Genomic DNA, 22530 nt, shown 5'->3' with positions numbered 1-22530 from the left:
GCGATTTATGACCATGAACTTGCGATTTCAGCAAGGCATATTGCGATTTTCAAGGTCGACCTTGCGATAAGGGGGTTATTTGGAATTTTTGAAAGGTTGAGTTGGAAAAGGTTGCATGTTAGTTAAAATAATTAAAAATGACCATGTCATGTGAAGTTAGGAAGTGCAACAAGAGAAAGTAACAGGACTAAAAAAGAGGATCGTGACATCAGTCATGATTCCCCTCTGTTTCTCTTATTTATAAACCACCGTTCCGCTTTTTTTTTCAACTATTATTTTCCCGTTATCTGAAGAAAGGCGGACTTTGTTTGTTCCATTACCAAATACAGTTCGAGAATTTTTTTCGCCGAACACGCTTATTTTGCCAAAATCTACTTTTGTATGAATAGATACGTCCGTTGGGTCATTTTCTGTTTCTACTAAAATGCTTCCGTTGTCTGTCTCCAATTCAATCATTCGATCCAAACTGGACGTTAGTAGCTCGATTCTGCCGTTATCGGTTTTTCCTATAATATTCCCGTTTACGTATTGCATCATAATTCTCCCGTTATCGGTCTCTGTGTGAACTTGCTCGGCATCAATATTTCGAAGTTCAATTCTGCCGTTGTCAGTCCCTGCAGTAAGCTTATCTGCTTGAATTTTCTCCATTTCGATACGCCCATTATCTGTTTTTACTTCAAGAATGGTCGCTGCAAATTCTTTTAATCCAATACTTCCATTATCTGATGTAGCTTTAATATTCTTGCCAAGTATTTTTTCTGCTCGAATTCGTCCATTATCCGTTTTCATAATGATGGTTGTATAGAGTTTTTTAGGCAAGGCAACATTTACTCTAAGATCTTTTATTAAAAACATGAAACTAAAAAGTTTAAACTTTTTGGTTTTCAATCGAATGGATAATGTGTCATTTACTACATCTGCTGTCAATTCTAATTTATCGTGCTCTCCTATTAACTCAATAATGGTTTCGTCCGTTTCCGAAGGGACTACGTATAAAGAACCAAAGTCGATATCCATCATTATATTCGAGAAATTCGCATGAGGGATTTTAATGATTTTATTGTTCGAGATAATTTTTTCAGGAATATGAATTTGATTTTCAGAAAGTTCCTCAGCAATTTCTTTTGGTGATCCTAAAGAGGCTGCAATTTCACTATCTGATTTTCCATCTTCTCGCCCATTTGAGAAGTACTCTTTAATGTCAGAGAGAATATCATTTCTCTCCTCAGCTGGAAGCCTTGTTAAAGCAAGTTCTAATTCTTTTAAAAATTGTTGTTCAGTCATTTTTTACACCCTCTTCAATTAGATTATTTACACCAGTTGTAAAGCTTTCCCATTCCTTTAGTTGTTCATGTAAGTAGGAGCGACCTAAGTCCGTTAGCTTATAGTATTTACGAGGGGGTCCTTCTGTGGATTCCTGTAAATAGGTAGTAAAATAGCCTTCCTTCGTCAATCTTCTTAATAATGGGTAGACGGAACCTTCCGAAATCGAGATCTGATCGGAAATTTTTTGTACTAGCTCATACCCATATCGATCTTGCTTATCCAATAAAACAAGCACACATAAATTTAATACTCCTTTTTTAAATTGAATATTCATCTATTATTTCCTCCTTCCGCTACTACTCAATGAACAGTACCTTAGATAGAATATATCATATAGTATTATCTTATGCAAGGTACTGAACTAAATAAAATTATAATTTTAAAAATTGTCAGTTATAATAAAGAGGAATGAAAGGAAGTTGCGTGATGAACCCTTTTACTGAAAAAGTAATTCATATTATAAAGTCCATCCCACCAGGAAAAGTGATGACGTATGGACAGATTGCAAAAGTTGCAGGAAGCCCAAGAGGAGCAAGACAGGTTGTTCGTGTTTTACACTCCATGAGCACAAATTATAATCTTCCTTGGCACCGTGTGATAAATGTTAAAGGGGAAATTGTTATAGCGGATGAAGAAGCGGCGTACTCCCAAAAAGCAATGCTTGAAGCGGAAGGGGTCCACTTTTCCGCAAATGGACGTGTAGATTTAAAAAAATCACGTTATGATCTTAATGTAGTGGAGGAAGACTGGATATAAAGAAAGGAAGTGATGGTTTATGTTTAGCTGGAAAGGTGCAGCAGGTATTTGTGTAAATGAAAAGAAGGACGTATTAATGGTACTTCAAGCAGCCCCTGGAGAAGATAAGAAATGGACAGTTCCTTCTGGGACACTTGAAGAGGGAGAAACATTAGAAGAATGTTGTATAAGAGAATTCAGTGAGGAAACTGGATTCAAAGTGAAAACGACGGACAAGGTACATAATAAAAGTGGGGTTCTCAGTGAACATGGTATCTCTTACTATGTAGAATACTTTTTAGTAGAAATAATAAGTGGAGAAATAGCACTTCAGGATCCAGATGAATTTATACATGAAATTGCTTGGAAGTCATTCGAAGAAATCCAGAACCTGGACTTAGCTTATCCAGAGGATATCCACATAATTGAGAAGGTATTAAAAAATGGAGTGGATAAACTTCCGAATTAGAAAGTAGGTGGGATGTCATTAAAATCACATTTATAATAATCTGGGCCATTGTTTTTCTTTATTTATTGAACATCCTCGAAATAGAGAAAAGTTTGTTCAATTATATTATTGCTTTCTTTTTATTATTGGGTGGTGTCTATGTAATAGATAAGATATATAAAATGATATCTACAAAAAACTAGAAGACAAGAGTCTTCTAGTTTTTTGTATAATCTCTCATTAGAATTTATTGAGAAATGATTAAACCCTCAAAAAAGCTTACGCTTCTTAAAAGCGCAAGCTGCAAAAATTTATTCAATTTCAACTTCACCTAATATCTCTAATGCTTCAATACAGAATATTAATTCGAAAGAATCTTTAGAGTTTCGTAAATTTTTGTTTAATAAATCTTCGAGTTTTTGAATGCGATATACTAAGCCACTCATTGATAAATTTAAATCTAACATCGTCTGTTGCAAGTTACCATTATTTTTTAAAAATGTGTGGAGTGTTTTTAAAAACTCCATTTTTTTTGCTTCTTTTAATTCTAAAATAGCCTTTAATTCGTGTTTTGCTAGTTGAACAATCGAAGTTTTGTTGTGTGCATTAATAATTGAGCTAATGATACTTGTGTTTTCAAATAAGACGATTGATTGCTTTTTATCAATGTTTAAAGCAATAATCGATTGCTGGTGTGCTTCCGGAATATCTTCAATATCTTGAATGATACGGCTAATGCCAATTCGAAAATCATAAATTTTGAAGGAACGTTGTAAGTGCTTTATTATACTTTCAGCCATTTCTATTGTACTTGGTTGTTTTTGCATTAAAAAAATTATTTCATCTTGAAATGAGGTAATGAAAATAGGTATTTTATGCATTTCCAAATAGATTGTAAATGTTTGAATGACTTTTTCTAATATTTGTTGCTCTTTAATCTGCATGCTATTTTTAAGGATTTTGACGTTGCCGATAAAAAAGTCCTGATTTAAATCGATTTCCATTAAGTAGCTACGATAAGTCATACTCGCTTTTGATGTATATTGCTTTTGCAATAGTTGTTCAAAGAAGTAAGCTTTCATATTCTCAATGGCTTCTAAACTCGATTTCTCATTTAAATAATGAAGAGAGCAAACTGTTGCTGCCCGTTGGATAAAGTCTCTCTCAAATTCTAATGCCTTTGTCTGCGTTGGATAAATAAATGCAATATAGCCAATAATTTGATGATGCACGGTAATTGGACAAACGAGCCGAGTATGTTCTTTACCATCTATTTGTAATGGATGCTCGGGTTCGATTGGCTTTAACAAAAGCTTTCCTGATCTGGTTTGTCCGACCTGCTTAGCAAAATCATCATATAAACTATTGAGTTCTTCTAATGTAATGCCAGCAGTTAAATATGGATTTAAGTTTAAATCTTGCAACACAACAGGCGTATCGAGCGTTTCGTAAATTGTTTCTAATAATTGCTCCAGTTTCATTCCTTGTGTAAGTCCTTTTGTTAAATTGTTATGAAAAATAGACACTAGCTCTGTTAAACGCTTTTCTTGATAAAGCTGTTCATAGGTCGTATTTAGTTCATCAATCATACGAGAATGATTCATTTTAATAACATACGATTGTGTTTCCTTATCCCAGTCTTCTAGAGCCTTCATCTCAAACGCACATTCCGCATCTCCCCGTGCGCGACAAGTTACTTCAATTATATATATTTCTTTTTTTGTTAAATAAGAGGTGAAACCGCTTGCATAACCAGCCAATGTGTGACAGGTAACTTGTTTACTCATCCCAAAATGCTGCAAATGCTCGGAAGCTTCATATGAATCAATCCAAATTCCTTTTGCATAAATTTCTTTAATATTATCGTGTTCATCTAATTCTAATACTCGTTCGGATACTAAATCAGTAATTTGTCCGGTGTTTAAATGATAAGAGGATGCACTGTCTAACTTTTCTCGTAATCTAAGTTGCATACGATCTACTTCTTTTGCATGGGCCACTCCTAAATTCCATCCATACCGTAATAAGAATGTTTTTGCATGATCATGTCCTAAATGCTCGATAAGTTCTTTACGTAATAAGCCAAATGAATTTGAAGTTGTATACAGTTCTTTATCAAACGTTGGTAAAGTCATTTGCTCGCCTCTTTTCGTAAATTCTTTACAGGAATAAAACAGTTATTAAAGATATTTTATCAGAAAATTTAGTAAAATATAGAGTGAATTAAATGAAAATTAACTATTTCTACATTTTGAGTAGTTTTTATTGGTATTGAAGTTAAAATTCAACGATTTTCATTGTACATTTCTAAAATTACTTTCGATACATTTAATATATCTTACAAGACAGGAGTGAATACGATGCCAGAAGTATTAACAAAAAATGAGTTAGCCATTATTGATGAAGCGAAGGTATTAGCAGAAAAAATCCGTGGGCGTGCAAAATTAACGGAGGAGTTACGCCGTATTCCAGAAGAAACGATTCAAGAACTAAAAGATACAGGTATTTTTAAAATTTTACGTCCCAAACGTTACGGTGGTTTGCAATTAAGTGTGGAAACATATGCACGGGTCATTGTAGAGCTTTCAAAGGCATGTGCTTCAACCGGTTGGATTGCTTCTTTATGTGCCATTCGAGAATTAATGGTTGCGGAATCATTTAATGAAGAAGCACATGAAGAAATTTTTGGCCAAGATCCAGAAGATGTTCTCTTTGCAGGGGTATACGAACCTCGAGAATGCAAAGTACAAAAAGTAGATGGAGGCTATTTAATCGAGGAAGGTCACTGGATGTTTTGTTCAGGATCATTGCATGCCACATGGGGTTACTTTGGCATGTATATCAAAGATGAAAACGGAGAAATTTTGGAGCAACTGTTAATGACCGTCCCATTTAGCGAACTCGAAATTGAGGATGATTGGTACACGCTAGGCCTAAGAGGTACCGGGAGTAATGCTGTTCGTATGAAAAATGTCTTTGTACCAGAAAATCGTGTAACGTCTTATCTCGATGTATTAAATGGAGATTTCAAATCATCACATTTACGCGATATTCCCTTATATAGCACTGCTTTATTCCCAGCATTAATTCTTTCGCTAGGCTTACCGGCATTAGGGGTTGTACAAGAAATGTTGGAAAACTTTAAGAAGGGGTTGCCTTATCGTACAGCTGTACATATGGGCGTGAAGATGATTAAAGACGCAGCAAGTACACATACATTGCTTGCAACAGCAACATTAAAAGTGGAAACAGCTGAAATGTATTTAATGAATTTAGCTAAAGGTATGGATGAGTGGGCAGCAAAACAAGAAATTATGCCAAAAGAGCTTCGTTTGAAAGCGCTAACAGATATCGGTTATGCGAACCAATTATTAAAAGAAGCGATGGATGAGTTACTTGCTGCTAGTGGTTCAGGTTTTGTATACGACCAAAATCCAATGCAACGGTTAATTCGTGATTTTATTACGATGCATTCTCATCGTTCTTTATCTCCTGTCATAACACGCGAAAATTATGGTCGATTATTAGTAGGGATAGAGCCAAATGCAATTCGCTATTAAGTAAAAACTAATGAAGAATGATTTGTTTTTCGTATGTTTTTTCTATAGTTTTGAAGAATTTAATTCTATTAAAATAGCAATAAAGAAAGAAAGGAGTTAGTCAGTGAATGAATCCTAAAATTGCGAAGTTAGGTTATGTGTCATTGCAAACCTCAGATATGGAGACATCCGTTAACTTTTTTCAAGAAGTAATTGGACTGGAATGTACGGAACAAATAGGTGATAGTTATTACTTTCGCGCTTGGGGTGACTTTGAACATCATAGTTTAGTTGTTAGCCCAGGAAAGACTGGAAAGGTGACACACTTTGGTTTGCGTACAAAAAGAGAAGAAGACGTGCAATTGTTTGCACAGCAGTTATCTGCAAAAGGCTATGAAATAGAAAATATACCTGCTTGGACAACACCAGGTATTGGAGAAGCAATTCGATTTACTGCTCCATCTGGTCATCGTATTGAATTATATTATGATACCCAGCGTCCCCAAGTCGAAGAACATCGTAAATCGGTCCTTAAAAACCAAACATATAAATCTTGGGCAAAGGGAATTTCACCTAGACGTTTGGATCATGTCAACATTCATACATGTGCAGATGCCAAAAGTGTGTATGCCTTTTTTGTAGATGAGCTAGGGTTCCGTATTAATGAATGCATTGAAGATGAAAATGGTACATTACTAGCAGGTTGGATGAGTGTGACAGAACTTGTTCATGATATCGCTCTAGTGACACATGAAAAACTAGAAACAACTGCACGATTCCACCATATTTCATACTGGCTAGATGATGTAGGTGATATTTTACGAGCAGCAGATATTTTAAAAGAATCTAATCTACAATTTATCGGTCCTGGCAAACATAGTATTTCACAAGCTATCTATTTATATGTCATTGATCCCGGTAGTGGGTGTCGTGTAGAACTGTTTACAGGAGGGTACTTAATCTTCGAACCAGATTGGGAGACGGTTGTATGGCGACCAGAAGAGCGTGCGCTTGGAAATACATTTTGGGGTGACAGCATTACAGGCAATGAACTCATCATTCCAACAATTGAAGCATAAAGGGGAGGTATAAATATGCAGGCAACAACAGAAGTAACGGTTACATCGCAAGCAATAAAAACAGGCAAATATACCACATGGATGAATGAATCAGGTCAACAACATCCAGAAACAATTTTGTTTTTACATGGTTCAGGACCAGGAGTAACAGCAATTGCAAACTGGAGATATGCGTTAAATGATTGTGGGTCACAATTCCATTGTTTAGCACCAGACTTATATGGTTTTGCTCAAAGCAATCATCCAGAAGTACCGTTAAAAAATCGTCAAGCATGGATGGATTGCTGGATGGAACAAGTAATTGAAATTTTAGATCACTACAAATTAGAAAAGGTCCATGTAGTTGGAAACTCTTTAGGGTGCTCGATTGCATTAGAATTAGCAGTTGAATATCCAGAACGTTTTGATCGGATTGTATTAATGGGGCCAGGAGGAACACCAAATACGAAGTTAAGTTTGGAGCTGGCACGTGCTAAAAACTTTTATGATAGCCCATCTGAAAAACGCCTTCAGCAAATTATGGGATGGTTTGTTTATGACAAGGAGGCAATGCAACCTATCATTGATGAAGTGACAAAGCCGCGATTTGAAAATGCAATGCGAGAGGAAGTTAAACGCTCGAATAATTCTATTTTTGCCACAGCAGCGGTGCCGATTCCAACAGTCGCATTATATAGACTGCAGCATCCAATCTTACTTGTACATGGTCGAGATGACAAAGTATGCTCGATTGAATCTAGCTACTATTTATTAGAACATTTGGGCAATGCACAACTTCATGTTTTTAGCCGATGTGGACACTGGACTCAAATTGAGAAAAAGGATGAATTTAATTATTTAATTCAACAATTTTTTAAAGAGTTGGTATGAAAATATTTAAAGCACTTTCAGAAAAGGGGGTATTATGATGTCACAAGCATTGACAGCAGATGTTGTAGTAGTAGGTGCTGGAAATGCCGCCATGTGTGCAGCCATTGCTGCCGCGGAACAAGGAAGTGATGTCATCGTTTTAGAAATTTCCTCAGAGGTCGAAAAAGGTGGCAATACCACATATACCCATGGTTCAATGCGTTTTGCTTACAATAATGGTGAAGAAGTTAGGGCACTATTACCAGAGATGACAGATGAGGAATTTTCAATGACAGACTTCGGTGTTTATACGAAAGAGCATTTTTTTGAAGATGTGAGTCGCCTCTCCAATTATCGAACAGATTATGACTTAGCCAATATTTTGGCAAAGGAAAGCTACAAAGTAATGCAGTGGTTAACATCTCACCAAGTGAAATGGATTCCTATTTATGGACGTCAAGCCTTTAAAATAGATGGAATATTCAAGTTTTGGGGTGGTATGGTATTAGAAGCAGTTGGCGGTGGAAAAGGCCTAGTAGATGCACTTCATTTGGAGGCAAAACGATTGGGTGTCCGTATTTTATATAATACCTCTGGAGTTAAGTTAGACATGACGCATAAACGAATTCAAGGTATTCATGTTCGTCAGCAAAAGCAAGATGCATATATCCAGTGTAAATCTGTTGTACTTGCAAGTGGTGGCTTTCATGCGAATGTCGAAATGCGTACAAAATACCTAGGTCCTGGATGGGATAGCGTTCATACGCGCGGATGCAAATTTAATACAGGAGCAGGGTTGAAAATGGCCATCGATGTGGGAGCAAGAACGATTGGCAATTGGTCTGGTGCACATGCAGTAGGTGGTGATCGGTATTTGCCAAACTTCAAAGAAGGCTTTCAAAAGTTAAGCTATCCCTTTGGCATCCTTATAAATAAAGAAGGAAAACGCTTTATCAATGAAGGAGAGGACTTTCGAAATTATACGTATGCCAAAATTGGAAAAGAAATTTTAAAGCAACCAGGCCAATATGCATGGCAAGTGTTCGATGCAAAAGGCAAACCGTTTTTACGAGAAGAATATGAGGGCCGCTCTGTCTCAAAAGTAGTAGCAGATACATTAGAAGAACTAGTGGAATTGATGGGTGATGTAGACCATAAGAGCTTTTTAACAGAGGTAGAAAACTTCAACAAAGCAGTAATGGATGTCCCATTTAATCCGAATGTGTTAGACGGCAAAGGTACAGAAGGATTAAGCGTGCCAAAATCAAATTGGGCAACCCCAATTGATGAAGGACCATTTGTAGCATACGCTATTGGTTGCGGAATTACGTTTACATATGGGGGTCTACACATTACAAAAAAAGCACAAGTATTACATGAAGATACAGCTCCAATCGAAGGTTTATATGCTGCTGGAGAAATTGTAGGTGGACTATATTATGATAATTATCCAGGAGGAGCAGGTCTTACATCAGGCTCTGTATTTGGTAAAATTGCCGGTAGCCAAGCAGCGAAATATGTTCAAGCAGAATATCAACTGAAATAAGGGGGAACTTGTATGTCTATTCAAGCACATAAAGTACAAACAGGGGATTACGGAACATTTATCTATGAGTCTGGTAAAGGAAATAAAGAAACGGTGATTTTACTACATGGTTCAGGACCAGGAGCTGGAGCAAAAGCAAATTGGCAGCACGTAATAGAAGATTACGCGAAAGATTATCATGTTGTGGCACCGGACTTAGTAGGTTTTGGAGATACAGATCATCCAACAGACTATCCCGAAAACGGCGTACAATGGATGGCAATACGTGTAAAACAAATTTTAGATTTAATGGATACATTACAAATTGAAAGAGCCCATTTAGTAGGAAACTCTCTGGGTGGTGTGATTGCAATGTATTTAAATATGGCGGCACCAGAACGATTCCCGAAAAATGTATTAATGGGTGCTGGTGTGTTATTAAAAGAGCCGACAGTTGAGCTAATGAAGTTAGCCAACTTCCATCTAGATCCTACAAAAGAAAACTTGCGAAACTTATTATCATGGTTTGTGTATGACATTGAGAACATGAAAGACTTCGTTGACGAAGTGGTAGAACAGCGTTTCGAAATGTTCCAACGCCCAGAAATTTACCGTTCATATCGGGAGAATTTCACGAAATCTAGCTTAACTGAAATGCTAATTCCACAAACAGCCTTCGAACGTATGCAAAATGAATTTTGTTTAATTCATGGACATTTTGATCGCTTTGTTCCATTACAAAGTAGCTTATATGCATTAGATCACTTACCGAATTGTGAATTGCATGTATTTAAAAAATGTGGTCACTGGGCAATGATTGAACAACGTGAAGAGTTTTTACATGCAACAAAACATTTCTTTAAAAAAAATGTTGCCTCAACATCAGAGCCTGTGAACGTGTAAGTTTAAAGTTATGTTAAACGAATTCCTGATATGGCCATTAGATCTTCAATGATGCACAATAAAAAGGAGTGTGGCACTATGACACAAACATCGGTTCAACAAATTGAAGTAAGCGATATGCTGATTGAAAACGCTCGTTCATTACAAAAAATTTTACGTGATGCGACCTTGGATATCGATCAAAAGAGTAAAATTCCTGATGAAATTGTTCAAATGATTCGTGATAAAGGACTATTAAAAGTATTACGACCAAAATTGTTTGGTGGCTATCAAACAGATATGCGGACCTATTTTGAAGTGGTGACAGAAATTTCACGTGGCAATGGTTCTGCTGGGTGGTTTGTATCTTTGAGTAACATTCGAGATTATATGGTTTCTTATGCTTTCGGTCGCCAAGCATTAACCGAAATCTTTGGGGAAAACCGCGATAAAGATGTGGTGCTAGCGGGAAACTTCAAACCAGTTCATATCGATTTGGAGCGTGTTGAGGGGGGCTATTTTGTAAAAAAAGCACAATGGCCATTCGTATCAGGATCCCCTTATGCCGACTGGTTTTATTCGGGTGCTCCTGTTGATGATGGTAATGGCGGACAAGAAATGGCTATTTTCATCGTTCCACGTCAAGATGTTACTGTATTAGATGATTGGGATGTAGTGGGATTAAAAGGTTCAGGTAGTAATAGTATTGTGATGGAAAATGTATTTATCCCAGACCACCGCGTATCACTAGATCGTTTAGCAGTACAAGGTCATTATATTATTGATGAACTAAAGGATGAGCCGCTATACCGTACACCATTTGTTCCGTCGTTAACATTATCCATTGTAGCTCCAACATTAGGGCTTGCGCTCGGCGGCTTCGATTTACACATGCAACGTGTCATGAAGGCGGGTATTGGTAATACCTTCTATCAGAAAATGAGTGAGGCACCGGTAACGCATTTACAAATTGGAGAAGCAGAAATGAAAATTGAAGCAGCACGTTTAATGTTTATCGATGTAATTAATAAACTTGACGAGTATTCTCGTGAAGGAAAGTTATTTAATCAAAAAGAAAGCATACGTATGAAAGCTGAATTTGGTTTTGCAAATCAACTATGTAAAGAATCCTTTGATTTGATGCTTGCAGGAGCTGGCTCAGTATTTGCATATAATAGCAATGTATTCCAAGCATTCTATCGCGATTTTATAACTATGCATTTACATGCGTTTATTACACCAAGTTCACTCTTAGAAACACATGGACGCATCCTTTGTGACTTAGAGCCGAATACGTATTTTGCATAATAAATTATATACAGCTATAAGAGAAGAGAAAAGTTTAGGGCTCTTCTCTTTTTTTATAAACATTTTTAGGTGGTGAAAAGATGAAAACATGTGGTCATTATCAAGCAGAGTTTGCAGTAAGGCCAATTTGGCATAAGCAGTTCGGAGTCATTTGGTTGGATATTATCGCACAAAAAATTATTACATACAATCCAAACACAGAAGAAGAACTTGTTTATAATGCTATGGGACCTCTTGAAGCAATTGTGTCTACAGAAGATGGTCAATTTATCGGCGTGTATAAAGATGGTTTATATAAGATTAACTTTAAGATGGGGACAAAAAAACCGTTCGCCTTTCCTTCTGGATTAAATGCATTGCATTATTTAAATGATGCGAAATGTGGTCCAGATGGCTATATATGGGTTGGTTCATCGGATGGATTTTTTAAAAAGTTTAGAGAAACAGCACCAACAGTAATGTCGGATTATCCTTTTCATAATTCAAAGCTATTTCGTATTAGCCCAAAAGGAGAAATACTGGCACTACTTGAAAATATTACACTATCAAATGGTTTAGCCTGGCAGAAAGAAACCAATACATTTTATCATATTGATGCAGCTAAACAATCTGTTTTTCAATATAAGTTTACAGAAAGAGGTATTTTAGAATTTCAACGGATTGTTTACACGTCTGAAATGCTAGAAGGATATCCAGGTGGAATGACGATGGATGCGCAAGGTAACTTATGGATAACGTTGTTTAAAGGAGGGCTTATCGCTCAAAAAAGTAATAAGCCAACACGAATTATTTGTTTAAATCCAACAACGATGCAAGTTTTAGAAGAAATTCATTTACCCGTTTCACATGTTACATCATGTGTTATTGGTGGCGAAGGATTAAATACGCTTTTTATAACAACCGCCAAAGAACCATTATCACAGGGGACTAAAGAACCTTTAGCTGGTTACTTATTAGAGATACCGATATCTAGTGTTGGTATAGAACAATTTGTAGTGCCATCATGCTAAATACCAAAATTCAATAAAAATTGTTTAAAAAAGTTGTAATTATAGATAAAAAGAGCTCTAACTGAAACCGTTTTCTTTTTATATTATAAATATAAGTTTAGAGAGCTAAACAGGAGAGTTAGGTAGTGGAGGGTTGAGAATGGAAAAACCAGAAATTGCAAAATTAGGTCACATAGCATTAGTAAGTACAAACTTAGAAAAATCACTATTGTTTTTTAAAGAAGTCATTGGTTTAGAAGAGACGGCAAAGATCGACGGAGTACATTATCTTCGGGCATGGGGTGACTTCCAACACCATACGTTAAGCATCGAACAGGGAGATGACTCGTATGTAAAACGAATTGGGTGGAGGACGAAAACAAAAGATTGTGTTCTAGGGTTTAAAGGGCTTTTGCAACAAGCAAACGTAGTAGTGGAAGAATGTCCAAAGGGATCCACACCTGGGATTGGAGATGCAATTCGATTCCAATTGCCGAGCGGACATACATTTGAGTTTTATTATGATGTAGAAAAACCAGAAGCTGCATCAGAATATAAATCTATTTTAAAAAACCAAGTATATAAAGCTCATAGAAAAGGCATATCTCCTCGCCGCCTTGACCATGTGAATATTCATACATCTACAAATGCTAATCTTACATTTGATTTCTTACTTGATATACTCGGCTTTAACTTGCGTGAATATGTAAAAGGGGATGACGGTATTTTAGCTGGCTGGTTGAGTGTAACATCTCTTGTTCATGATGTTGCACTAGTACAAAAGTCAACTTTACCATCAAAAGCTCGTTTACATCATCTTTCTTATTGGTTAGACAATTCGCAAGATATTCTACGTGCAGCAGACATTTTAAAAGAGCAAGGCATTCCAATTATTGGTCCAGGTAAACATGGAATTACACAAGCAATTTATTTGTATGTAATGGATCCAGGAAGTGGGTGTCGTGTAGAACTATTCTCAGGTGGTTATTTAATATTCGAGCCAGATTGGGAGCCAATTGAGTGGACACGAGATGAACAGTTAACTGCAGGAAACACATATTGGGGCGAAAGCGTTCAAGATAAAGAGTTAAATAATATTACAATTGAAGCACGCTAACTAGTATTAAAGGGGGAGAAATAACATATGAAACCAGAAATTTCAAAACTAGGACATTTCGGATTAGTGAGTACAGACTTAGAAAAATCATTATGGTTCTTTAAGGAAGTCATTGGATTAGAAGAAACGGAAGTAGTAAACGGGGTGCACTATTTACGTGCGTGGGGAGACTTTGAACATCATACATTATCAATTCGTGCTGGAGAAGAATCCTGCCTAGACCATATTGCTTGGCGTACGAAGCGTATAGAAGATGTTGATGCATTTGCAGAATCTTTAAAGGCTAACGGGATGGAAATTGACTGGGTGGAGCCGGGTACTGAAGCCGGGCAAGGAAAAGCATTCCGCTTTAAAACACCGAGTCATCATACGTTTGAAATTTATTTTGAAATGGAAAAAACATTGGCGTCAGCTGAAACGCGCTCGGTACTTAAAAACCAAACGCATCGTTCGTGGAACCGAGGGATATCACCAAGACGTATTGACCACGTGAATTTATTATCTTCCTTACCTACTAAAGAGTTTGCGGACTTTTTACAAGAACAATTAGGTTTTAATTTACGTGAGTATATTGAAGCACCAGATGGTAGCTACTTAGGTGCATGGCTGAGTGTAACTCCACTTGTACATGATATTGCAGTCAGTTTTGACCCGAATGCACCATCTACACATGAAGTGCATCATATTGCATATTGGTTAGATAATGCACAAGACTTATTGCGCGCGGCAGATATTCTAAAGGAAAATGGCATTTACTTTAAGGGACCTGGAAAACACGGTATTTCACAAGCTATGTATATTTATGCCATTGACCCAGGTAGTGGTGTACGTCTTGAAATCTTTACAAATGGTTACTTAATATTCGAACCAGATTGGGAACCGATTCGCTGGACATTAGATGAAATGGATATAGGCTTTACGTATTGGGGCGACCAAATGGATGGCAAAACAGAAAATAATCCAACAATAAAAGCATAGGAGGAATGGAAAATGGAAGATCGTTTATTCCGTGATGCAATGGGCAAATTTGCGACAGGTGTGACAGTTATTACAACGCTGCATGAGGGACAGCCACATGGAATGACTGCAAATGCATTTATGTCCGTATCGCTTGATCCAAAATTAGTGGTCATTTCAATCGGAGGAAATGCACGTTGTCTGTCAAAAATCAAAGAAAGTGGCATTTTCGCTGTCAATATTTTAGCTGCAGACCAACAGGAACAGTCGATGATTTTTGCGGGGCAAATAAAAGAAGATCGTGAAGTGACATTTGAAACACTGGCAGATATTCCTGTAATACCAAATGCTTTAGCGCAAGTAAGCTGTGACGTTGTTGCTGAATATATCGAAGGAGACCATACATTGTTTATTGGTAAAGTTCGTGATATTCGTGTACAAGAGGGAGAGCCATTATTGTTTTATGCAGGGAAATACCGAACACTGGAGACAGTGCCAGTATAAGGAGGGAACCGTCGGTGGATATTCAACAAGGAGCTCAACTATTAAGATTAGCTGAAATGAATAAGCAACCGATTGCCCCATTTACATCGTCAACTGATATTTCAGTTGACGATGCTTATCGTATCCAGCTTCTTCAAATTCAAGAAAAAACAGAAGCGGGAGCCGAAATTGTGGGCATGAAAATTGGATTAACAAGTAAAGTGATGCAAGACATGTTTAAAGTGACGACGCCTGACTTTGGACATATTTTAAATACGATGGTATATGTCGAAGAAGAACCGGTTAAAGTGAGTCAATTTTTACAACCGAAAGTAGAATTTGAACTGGCCTTTTTCTTAAAATCGGATTTACAAGGACCAAATGTGTCAGAACAAGATGTCATTGAGGCGACGGAGGCGATTGCACCTGCTATTGAGATTATTGATAGTCGAATAGAAAATTGGCAATTTCAATTTCAAGATACTGTTGCTGATAACGGTTCTTCAGCAGGAGCAGTTATCGGTCAAATGCGTACAGCTGTTGACTTACAAGCGTTGAAGACAATTGAATTAGTTGCTAAGCGTAACGGAGAAGTATTTGATAAAGGTGTAAGTAGTGCAGTAATGGGAAATCCAGCAAAGGCTGTTGCATGGCTTGCTAATATGTTAAGTGATTACGATATTACATTAAAAGCAGGGCAATTCATTTTAGCAGGAGCCATTACGGCAGCAGTACCGTTTGAAGCTGGTGATACTTTCGAAGCAGATTTTGGAACGTACGGCACTGTTCGTGTCGCATTTTCATAAAAGAGGTGATAGTATGTCAAAATTAAAAGTAGGAATTATCGGTTCAGGCAATATTGGGACGGATTTAATGTATAAAATTGAACGATGTGATTATTTACAAATGTCAGTGATGATTGGTATAGATCCAGCGTCTGAAGGATTACGCAGAGCAAAAGAGCGGGGATATAAAACAATCGAGAATGGCATTGAAGGTTTGAGTGATCAAATGGACTTAGTTGATATTGTATTTGATGCGACAAGTGCATATGCGCATGAGGCAAACTATGCAGTAGTCAAAGCGGCGGGAAAAAAGATGATTGATTTAACTCCTGCAGCAATTGGGCCATTTACTGTGCCAACTGTAAATTTAACGCAACATTTTGAAGCAGATAATGTCAATATGGTGACATGTGGTGGACAGGCTACAATCCCGATGGTATATGCCATTAATCGTATTACCCCAGTTGAATATGCGGAAATCGTGGCAACTGTGGCAAGCAAAAGTGCGGGTCCTGGAACACGTGCAAATATTGACGAGTTTACCCATACAACTGCACGGGCAATTGAAGTAGTCGGTGGGGCGAAAAAAGGAAAAGCCATCATTATTTTAAATCCAGCAGAACCTCCTATTATTATGCGTGATACAGTGCATGCGTTAATAACTGAAGAAGGTAAGGAACAAGAAATTATAGAATCCGTTCATGAAATGGTTAAAGAGGTCCAATCATATGTTCCAGGTTATCGTTTGAGAGGAGAACCCATTTTTGATGGGAAAAAAGTATCCATTTTTGTAGAAGTAGAAGGAGCGGGTGACTTCTTTCCAAAATACTCAGGTAACTTAGATATTATGACCGCAGCGGCTGCACGTGTTGCAAACGAGATAGCTAAAAATCATGTAATTGGAGGAATTCGTGTATGAAAGATGTGCATGTATTAGACGTTACTTTACGTGATGGTAGTCACTCAATGCAACATGCGTATACAGAAGCACAAGTTCGATCGGTTGCGCGAGGTTTAAATAAGGCAGGTATAGAATATTTTGAAGTATCTCATGGTGATGGTTTAGGTGGGTCCAGCCTACAATACGGTCTATCAGCAGTGGATGAATTAAAACTAATTGAAGCTGCAGTAGATGAATGTGATGTCTCAAAAGTTGCGGTTTTGTTAATTCCAGGTATTGGTGTTAAAGGCGATTTGCAAAATGCGGTAAGAGCAGGTGCTAAAATGGCACGTGTGGCGACCCATGTAACAGAAGCTGATGTAGCTGCTCAACATATCGCCCTGAGTCGAGAGCTTGGTCTGAAAACAGCAGGGTTTTTAATGATGGCACATATGGCCGATACGAAAGTAATTGTTGAACAAGCGAAATTATTTGAAAGCTACGGTGCTGAAATCGTATATGTAACTGATTCTGCGGGTTATTTATTGCCACATGAAGTAACGGAGCGCATCCAAGCGTTAAAAGAGCATGTTAGTTGTGAGATTGGTTTTCATGCTCATAATAATTTGTCACTGGCGATGGCAAATACATTGGCAGCGGTGGAAGCTGGTGCTACATATATTGATGGTTCATTACGGGCACTTGGAGCAGGAAGTGGAAACACGCAAACGGAAGCTATCATTGCTGTATTAGACCGTTTGAATATTGCCACTGGCGTTCATTTATATGACATTATAGATGTCGCTAATGATGTTATGGCACCTATGATGCTACGTCCACAAGAAATTAGTGGTTCTAGTTTAATGATGGGATATGCAGGTGTATATTCAAGTTTCTTACTTCATACTGAAAAAGCTGCAAAGCAATTTGGAGTAGATGAACGAGACATTTTAATAGAGCTTGGTCGCCGGAAAACAATAGGTGGACAAGAAGATATGATTTATGAAGTCGCACAAACCATTAGAGCTACAAAATAAAATCAAGAAGCTGTGCAGAGAATTAATTATCTGGACAGCTTTTTATATGAAGTAAAAACAATGACACAGTTGGAGCTTAAAAATTCGTTAAAATATATCGGAAAATAAATAGATTCTCGTAAAAAACTATTCTAGTTGATCAATACTTTATTTTATATGATTAAACTAACATTCACGAATTGTATTACGGAAGAGATCCTTGATAGTAATTCATAAATGTAAACGCTATCAGTTCTGCGTAATTACAAGACAAAAGGAGGAGCCTCATTATGAAAGTCATTTTAATTGATGCAGATAATTTAGAGACTGTACAACAAGAAAGTGAACAGAGCGTGATGGCACTCGGTTTCTTTGATGGACTACATAAAGGACATCAAACTGTTATTCAAATTGCCAAGCGACATGCATCTATAAAACAGTTGCCCTTGGCTGTGATGAGTTTTTTTCCTCATCCGAAAACAGTTATAACAAATAGCTATGTGGATTATTTAATGCCCATAGAAGAAAAAACCCATCAATTAAAGAGACTGGGTGTCGACTTATTTTATATCGTTCATTTTACAAAAGAGTTTGCCTCCTTGGCTCCCCAGACATTTGTTGAACAATATCTAATGAAGTTAGGCGTGCAAGTTGCGGTCGCTGGTTTTGATTATAAATACGGATATAAAGGTGAAGGGCAAGTGCACATGATTGCTGAACAAAGTCAGCAACAAATCCAAGTTGTGGTTGCTCCAAAAGTCGAAATGGCTGGTGAAAAAATTAGTTCGACTCTTTGTCGTAGCTTATTAAAAGCTGGTAATGTAGAAAAAATTTATGAGCTTTGTGGGCGACCATATACAATTCAATACGACTTACAAAAAGGCATTGAGCCTTACTTTACACTACCAAAACGGGGGCATTACAATGTGGAGATTCATACCAAACAACATATATATTCAAGCGTTATTGAAGTGATGGATGAGCATTTCGTTAAAGGACTAGATATTCAAAATAATGACAAAGTCAAAATATTATTCTATGAAGCTAATCCTCACTACATGAAGGAATTAGTAAATTAAAGGGTGGGAACATATGAAAAAGACTGAGCAATTTCAGCAATTACTACAAAATCCAAGTACGTTTATATTACCAGGAGCTTATGATGGCATGACAGCACGTATTATCGAAGAAGCAGGATTCCCAGCCATTTACGCAACAGGTGCAGGAATTTCGAATGCTCAACTAGGTTGGGCAGATGTTGGTTTAACTACTGCAACGGAAATCGCCCAAGTAGTATCTTGGATGGCAGATGTCACGAATATTCCGATTGTTGTAGATGCAGATACAGGTTTTGGCAATGCGATTAATATGCAACGTACAGTGAAAATGTTGGAACGGGCCGGAGCCTCAGCGATTCAGATTGAAGATCAAGTGATGCCCAAAAAATGTGGACATTTCAATGGAAAATCAGTTATTTCTAAAGAAGAAATGATCGGCAAGATTAAAGCTGCTTTAGATGCAAGACTAGATGATAACTTAGCAATTATCGCCAGAACAGATGCAGTAGGCGTTTATGGAATGGAAGAAGCATTAGAGCGTGCAAATGCCTATAAAGAAGCGGGAGCACATGCCATTTTTGTAGAAGCACCGACAGAAATGGAACAGCTGTTACGGATTACAAAAGAAGTCCCTGGTATCCCACATATTATAAATTTAGTCGAGGGGGGTAAGACACCACTTGTTTCACGTAAAGAGGCACAAGAAATGGGATTTCAAATTATGTTATGTGCTAATACAGCATTACGTGGGGCGATAAAAGGCGCCGTGGAAGCAATCAAATTATTGCACCAGGAAGAGTCTCAAAAAAATATGGATGATTTAATCTGCTCATGGGAACAACGCCAACAACTATTTAAGCTAAAAGAAATTCAACAATTAGAACTCCAATATTCTGGGAAGTAAGAAAGTGAGGAAGCGTATGACAAAAGTAGATTACGATATTATTGTTGTAGGATGTGGTGCTGCAGGGACATCTGCTGCTTTAGCTGCCGCAGAAGAAGCAAAAGCACAAAATCTTGATATTAAAATTGCTATTTTAGAACGAGCATCTTTTGAAGAACGGGGTGGAAATACACGTTGGACAGCTGCTTATATGCGAATGGAAAATATCGATAAACCTGCACCAAACTTCATAGAAGATATGTTGAAGTTTTCGGATTATTACGCAGACGAGCAGTACATACGTACACTACATGAAAATGCAGGATCAACATTACGATGGGTAGAGTCCAAAGGTGTAGATTTCGACTTTTTGCCTACAATGTTTTTAACGGCTTCTAAACCACGTCTGTTACCTGTTGGTGGTGGTCGTGCCATTGTTGATACACTTAGTCTTCGTGCACGTGCCCTCGGTGTAGAAATTATCTATGAAACAACTGCATGGGATTTAGTACTGGACGAATCAGGCAATGTAAGAGGTCTTAAAGTGCGTATTGCAGAAGGAGAAACACTGACCTTATCGACTAATGCAGTAATTTTAGGGGCAGGAGGTTTCCAAGGAAGCCATGAAATGATGGCTCAATACATTGGACGTCATGCCCACAAGATTCCAACGGTTGCAGAAGGTGGATTATTCAACAAAGGTGAGGCTATTCGTATGGCATTACGAATTGGTGCAAAAGGGCAAGGGCAATTTGATGCTTTCCATGCCGAAACTGTTGATCCTCGTAGTAAAAGAGAAGAAGCAGGGGTCATGATGTATCCATACGGCATTTTAGTAAACCAACAAGGCGAGCGTTTTGTCGATGAGGGTGAAACGACGATAGATGAACAATATGAAGCTGTTGCACGTAAGATTTTCTACGAATGTGAAGGGCATATCGCCTATATGATTTCGGATCAAAAAATGTACGATATAGCTGGCTATGAGGAAGCGTTGCAAACAGAAGTCCCTCCAATTGTAGCAGACACAATTGAAGAACTAGCTATAGCTTTAGACATTCCTGTACAGATGTTATCCAAAACGGTAGAGCAATTTAACGAGGCTTGCCCAACAGGAGAATTTTTATTTAACCAAAAGGATGGATTAGCAGCGACAACAATCACACCACCAAAATCGAACTGGTCCATTCCAATTAATAAGGGTCCATTTATTGCATATCCAATTATTTGTTGCAATGTATTTACCAATGGTGGGTTAGCAACGGATACAAATGGCCGTGTCTTATCAGGCGATAATCATCCAATACCTGGGTTATATGCAGCAGGAGAAACATCCGGACTTTATTACGGGAAATATCCAGGAGGTACATCTGTTTTACGTTGTTTAGTATTTGGAAAACGTGCAGGGGAGCACGCCGTCAGCTTGATTGGTTCACAACAAAAAGCATATTTATAATGGGGGAATTTGAGTGCTATTGAATGGAAAGGTGGCCCTTGTTACAGGAGGCGGTCGAGGTATCGGACGCGAAACATGTTTATTACTTGCTTCTCATGGTGCACATATTGCTGTCTGCTCTCTTCTTGAAGAAGAGTGTCAGGAAGTGGTCAATGTCATTAATGAGCAATACAAAGTACGAGCAATTGCTGTAACCTGCGATGTAACGAATGAAGCCCAAGTTAAAAAAGCATGCGCTATTGTAAAAGAAGAACTAGGCACAGTAGATATATTAATAAATAATGCAGGTGCAATGAGCATGTTACCTTTTGTGGATACAACGACAGAGGAATGGTTGCGTGTACATGATATTAACGTGAATGGTCCTTATTATTTCTGTGCCCAAATTGTACCAGACATGATTGCTAAGCAAGAAGGAACCATTATTAATATTTCATCGATTTGGGGAACAAAAGGTGGTCCAAATCGAAGCGCGTATATTTCATCTAAACATGCAGTTATTGGTTTCTCAAAAGCAATAGGGGAAGAATTAAAGCCATATGGGATTCGTGTCAATGCTGTTTGTCCGGGACCAGTAGATACGAAAATGACCGATGAATTAGGCCCAGATTTAAATAAAACAGGATGGTTACAGCCAATTGATATGGCAAATGTTATTGTCAATATTGCATTACCACATAGTAAAGCTATAACAGCTGCTTCGATTGAAGCGTTCGGAACTGGAATGCCAGTAGGTCTTACAAAATAATAATTTAAAGGGGATAGAGAATTATGGAGCAAGTATACACATTCACACAACAAACAATTACATTACAATTAGCAAAACAAATGCTAGAGGCGGCAGAGAAAAAAGGGGAAGAATTAGGCATGAAATTTGCTATTTCCATTGTTGATAAAGCAGGGAATTTAAAAGCATTTTCAGCAATGGATGGTGCACCCGTATTAGCGCTAGAAATCGCCCAAAACAAAGCATTCTCAGCCGCAGCATATAATCGTGCAACACATGAATGGTATGACCGCTTAAAAGATGATCCACCTTTAATGACAGGTCTTGTGCATACAGATCGTCTAGTTGTATTTGGAGGAGGCTATCCAATTCAAATTAACGGAGAATGTGTCGGTGGAATTGGTGTAAGTGGTGGGCACTATACACATGACATGCAAGTATGCGAAGCAGGCTTAGATATTCTAGCGGTATTAACAAAGGAAGCCTAA

Annotated in this window: 23 protein-coding genes; 20 read left to right on the top strand and 3 right to left on the bottom strand. The window is 37.6% G+C overall.

Annotated features, from left to right (window positions below; all coding sequences use genetic code 11):
• Positions 1 to 234 precede the first annotated feature (234 nt).
• A complete protein-coding gene (locus tag ACN6MX_RS18150) occupies positions 235 to 1284 on the bottom strand; it encodes a DUF4097 family beta strand repeat-containing protein (protein ID WP_419960209.1) in 1050 nt (349 codons plus the stop codon).
• Positions 1277 to 1600 (bottom strand): PadR family transcriptional regulator, encoded by a 324-nt coding sequence (locus tag ACN6MX_RS18145; protein ID WP_211895821.1) that lies wholly within the window; start codon positions 1598 to 1600, stop codon positions 1277 to 1279. Before ACN6MX_RS18145 ends, ACN6MX_RS18150 begins: the two co-directional genes overlap by 8 nt.
• A gap of 152 nt (positions 1601 to 1752) precedes the next feature.
• Between ACN6MX_RS18145 and ACN6MX_RS18140 the strand changes: the two genes are divergently transcribed.
• The gene (locus ACN6MX_RS18140; RefSeq protein WP_419960208.1) at positions 1753 to 2082 is read left to right on the top strand and encodes an MGMT family protein; all 330 of its coding nucleotides are present in this window, start codon (positions 1753 to 1755) and stop codon (positions 2080 to 2082) included.
• Positions 2083 to 2101: 19 nt separating this feature from the next.
• A complete protein-coding gene (locus tag ACN6MX_RS18135) occupies positions 2102 to 2530 on the top strand; it encodes an NUDIX hydrolase (RefSeq protein WP_419960207.1) in 429 nt (142 codons plus the stop codon).
• A gap of 290 nt (positions 2531 to 2820) precedes the next feature.
• On the opposite strand, the gene ACN6MX_RS18130 is transcribed toward ACN6MX_RS18135, so the two are convergent.
• Complete coding sequence (locus ACN6MX_RS18130) at positions 2821 to 4644, bottom strand: V4R domain-containing protein (RefSeq protein WP_419960206.1); 1824 nt, start codon at positions 4642 to 4644, stop codon at positions 2821 to 2823.
• A gap of 225 nt (positions 4645 to 4869) precedes the next feature.
• Here ACN6MX_RS18130 and ACN6MX_RS18125 point away from each other — a divergent pair, with 225 nt between their 5' ends.
• From ACN6MX_RS18125 to ACN6MX_RS18040, 18 genes are all read left to right on the top strand, one after another.
• Positions 4870 to 6069 (top strand): acyl-CoA dehydrogenase family protein, encoded by a 1200-nt coding sequence (locus tag ACN6MX_RS18125; RefSeq protein WP_419960205.1) that lies wholly within the window; start codon positions 4870 to 4872, stop codon positions 6067 to 6069.
• Between the two features lie 107 nt (positions 6070 to 6176).
• Positions 6177 to 7127: a VOC family protein gene (locus ACN6MX_RS18120; RefSeq protein ID WP_419960204.1), complete on the top strand. Its 951-nt coding sequence runs from the start codon at positions 6177 to 6179 to the stop codon at positions 7125 to 7127.
• 15 nt (positions 7128 to 7142) lie between these two features.
• A complete protein-coding gene (locus tag ACN6MX_RS18115; RefSeq protein WP_419960203.1) occupies positions 7143 to 7997 on the top strand; it encodes an alpha/beta fold hydrolase in 855 nt (284 codons plus the stop codon).
• A gap of 37 nt (positions 7998 to 8034) precedes the next feature.
• A complete protein-coding gene (gene tcuA, locus ACN6MX_RS18110) occupies positions 8035 to 9522 on the top strand; it encodes an FAD-dependent tricarballylate dehydrogenase TcuA (RefSeq protein ID WP_419960202.1) in 1488 nt (495 codons plus the stop codon).
• Positions 9523 to 9534: 12 nt separating this feature from the next.
• A complete protein-coding gene (locus ACN6MX_RS18105; RefSeq protein ID WP_419960201.1) occupies positions 9535 to 10404 on the top strand; it encodes an alpha/beta fold hydrolase in 870 nt (289 codons plus the stop codon).
• Between the two features lie 78 nt (positions 10405 to 10482).
• Positions 10483 to 11691: an acyl-CoA dehydrogenase family protein gene (locus ACN6MX_RS18100; protein WP_419960200.1), complete on the top strand. Its 1209-nt coding sequence runs from the start codon at positions 10483 to 10485 to the stop codon at positions 11689 to 11691.
• Positions 11692 to 11771: 80 nt separating this feature from the next.
• Positions 11772 to 12701: an SMP-30/gluconolactonase/LRE family protein gene (locus ACN6MX_RS18095; protein ID WP_419960199.1), complete on the top strand. Its 930-nt coding sequence runs from the start codon at positions 11772 to 11774 to the stop codon at positions 12699 to 12701.
• Between the two features lie 139 nt (positions 12702 to 12840).
• Positions 12841 to 13797, top strand: a complete 957-nt coding sequence (locus tag ACN6MX_RS18090) for a VOC family protein (protein ID WP_419960198.1) — start codon at positions 12841 to 12843, stop codon at positions 13795 to 13797.
• 27 nt (positions 13798 to 13824) lie between these two features.
• Positions 13825 to 14775, top strand: a complete 951-nt coding sequence (locus ACN6MX_RS18085; protein WP_419960197.1) for a VOC family protein — start codon at positions 13825 to 13827, stop codon at positions 14773 to 14775.
• A gap of 12 nt (positions 14776 to 14787) precedes the next feature.
• The gene (locus tag ACN6MX_RS18080) at positions 14788 to 15258 is read left to right on the top strand and encodes a flavin reductase family protein (RefSeq protein ID WP_419960196.1); all 471 of its coding nucleotides are present in this window, start codon (positions 14788 to 14790) and stop codon (positions 15256 to 15258) included.
• Positions 15259 to 15272: 14 nt separating this feature from the next.
• On the top strand, positions 15273 to 16043 hold the full coding sequence (locus ACN6MX_RS18075; protein WP_419960195.1) for a 2-keto-4-pentenoate hydratase: 771 nt from the start codon (positions 15273 to 15275) through the stop codon (positions 16041 to 16043).
• A 13-nt stretch (positions 16044 to 16056) separates the two neighbouring features.
• Positions 16057 to 16941: an acetaldehyde dehydrogenase (acetylating) gene (locus tag ACN6MX_RS18070; protein ID WP_419960194.1), complete on the top strand. Its 885-nt coding sequence runs from the start codon at positions 16057 to 16059 to the stop codon at positions 16939 to 16941.
• Positions 16938 to 17939 (top strand): 4-hydroxy-2-oxovalerate aldolase, encoded by a 1002-nt coding sequence (gene dmpG, locus ACN6MX_RS18065; RefSeq protein WP_419960193.1) that lies wholly within the window; start codon positions 16938 to 16940, stop codon positions 17937 to 17939. The genes ACN6MX_RS18070 and dmpG overlap by 4 nt, the downstream gene beginning before the upstream one ends.
• 269 nt (positions 17940 to 18208) lie before the next feature.
• On the top strand, positions 18209 to 18997 hold the full coding sequence (locus ACN6MX_RS18060; protein WP_419960192.1) for an FAD synthase: 789 nt from the start codon (positions 18209 to 18211) through the stop codon (positions 18995 to 18997).
• A 13-nt stretch (positions 18998 to 19010) separates the two neighbouring features.
• Complete coding sequence (locus ACN6MX_RS18055; RefSeq protein ID WP_419960191.1) at positions 19011 to 19880, top strand: isocitrate lyase/PEP mutase family protein; 870 nt, start codon at positions 19011 to 19013, stop codon at positions 19878 to 19880.
• Positions 19881 to 19896: 16 nt separating this feature from the next.
• Positions 19897 to 21315, top strand: a complete 1419-nt coding sequence (locus tag ACN6MX_RS18050; protein WP_419960190.1) for an FAD-binding protein — start codon at positions 19897 to 19899, stop codon at positions 21313 to 21315.
• Positions 21316 to 21328: 13 nt separating this feature from the next.
• Entirely contained in the window at positions 21329 to 22063 is a 735-nt protein-coding gene (locus ACN6MX_RS18045; RefSeq protein WP_419960189.1) for an SDR family NAD(P)-dependent oxidoreductase, read from the top strand.
• Between the two features lie 23 nt (positions 22064 to 22086).
• A complete protein-coding gene (locus tag ACN6MX_RS18040) occupies positions 22087 to 22530 on the top strand; it encodes a GlcG/HbpS family heme-binding protein (protein ID WP_419960188.1) in 444 nt (147 codons plus the stop codon).

It is taken from the genome of Psychrobacillus sp. BM2 (assembly GCF_048572895.1).
Classification (GTDB): domain Bacteria; phylum Bacillota; class Bacilli; order Bacillales_A; family Planococcaceae; genus Psychrobacillus.
The sequence above is the reverse complement of the archived record's forward strand: the minus strand, read 5'-3'. Positions and strand labels throughout refer to the sequence as shown.

Coding starts and splice junctions, on each gene's coding strand:
- dmpG (WP_419960193.1), top strand. CDS start 16,938: ATGAAAGATGTGCATGTATTAGACGTTACTTTACGTGATGGTAGTCAC.
- ACN6MX_RS18115 (WP_419960203.1), top strand. CDS start 7,143: ATGCAGGCAACAACAGAAGTAACGGTTACATCGCAAGCAATAAAAACA.
- ACN6MX_RS18080 (WP_419960196.1), top strand. CDS start 14,788: ATGGAAGATCGTTTATTCCGTGATGCAATGGGCAAATTTGCGACAGGT.
- ACN6MX_RS18150 (WP_419960209.1), bottom strand. CDS start 1,284: ATGACTGAACAACAATTTTTAAAAGAATTAGAACTTGCTTTAACAAGG.
- ACN6MX_RS18085 (WP_419960197.1), top strand. CDS start 13,825: ATGAAACCAGAAATTTCAAAACTAGGACATTTCGGATTAGTGAGTACA.
- ACN6MX_RS18040 (WP_419960188.1), top strand. CDS start 22,087: ATGGAGCAAGTATACACATTCACACAACAAACAATTACATTACAATTA.
- ACN6MX_RS18140 (WP_419960208.1), top strand. CDS start 1,753: ATGAACCCTTTTACTGAAAAAGTAATTCATATTATAAAGTCCATCCCA.
- ACN6MX_RS18090 (WP_419960198.1), top strand. CDS start 12,841: ATGGAAAAACCAGAAATTGCAAAATTAGGTCACATAGCATTAGTAAGT.
- ACN6MX_RS18070 (WP_419960194.1), top strand. CDS start 16,057: ATGTCAAAATTAAAAGTAGGAATTATCGGTTCAGGCAATATTGGGACG.
- ACN6MX_RS18135 (WP_419960207.1), top strand. CDS start 2,102: ATGTTTAGCTGGAAAGGTGCAGCAGGTATTTGTGTAAATGAAAAGAAG.
- ACN6MX_RS18125 (WP_419960205.1), top strand. CDS start 4,870: ATGCCAGAAGTATTAACAAAAAATGAGTTAGCCATTATTGATGAAGCG.
- ACN6MX_RS18105 (WP_419960201.1), top strand. CDS start 9,535: ATGTCTATTCAAGCACATAAAGTACAAACAGGGGATTACGGAACATTT.
- ACN6MX_RS18130 (WP_419960206.1), bottom strand. CDS start 4,644: ATGACTTTACCAACGTTTGATAAAGAACTGTATACAACTTCAAATTCA.
- ACN6MX_RS18120 (WP_419960204.1), top strand. CDS start 6,177: ATGAATCCTAAAATTGCGAAGTTAGGTTATGTGTCATTGCAAACCTCA.
- tcuA (WP_419960202.1), top strand. CDS start 8,035: ATGTCACAAGCATTGACAGCAGATGTTGTAGTAGTAGGTGCTGGAAAT.
- ACN6MX_RS18055 (WP_419960191.1), top strand. CDS start 19,011: ATGAAAAAGACTGAGCAATTTCAGCAATTACTACAAAATCCAAGTACG.
- ACN6MX_RS18095 (WP_419960199.1), top strand. CDS start 11,772: ATGAAAACATGTGGTCATTATCAAGCAGAGTTTGCAGTAAGGCCAATT.
- ACN6MX_RS18060 (WP_419960192.1), top strand. CDS start 18,209: ATGAAAGTCATTTTAATTGATGCAGATAATTTAGAGACTGTACAACAA.
- ACN6MX_RS18100 (WP_419960200.1), top strand. CDS start 10,483: ATGACACAAACATCGGTTCAACAAATTGAAGTAAGCGATATGCTGATT.
- ACN6MX_RS18145 (WP_211895821.1), bottom strand. CDS start 1,600: ATGAATATTCAATTTAAAAAAGGAGTATTAAATTTATGTGTGCTTGTT.
- ACN6MX_RS18050 (WP_419960190.1), top strand. CDS start 19,897: ATGACAAAAGTAGATTACGATATTATTGTTGTAGGATGTGGTGCTGCA.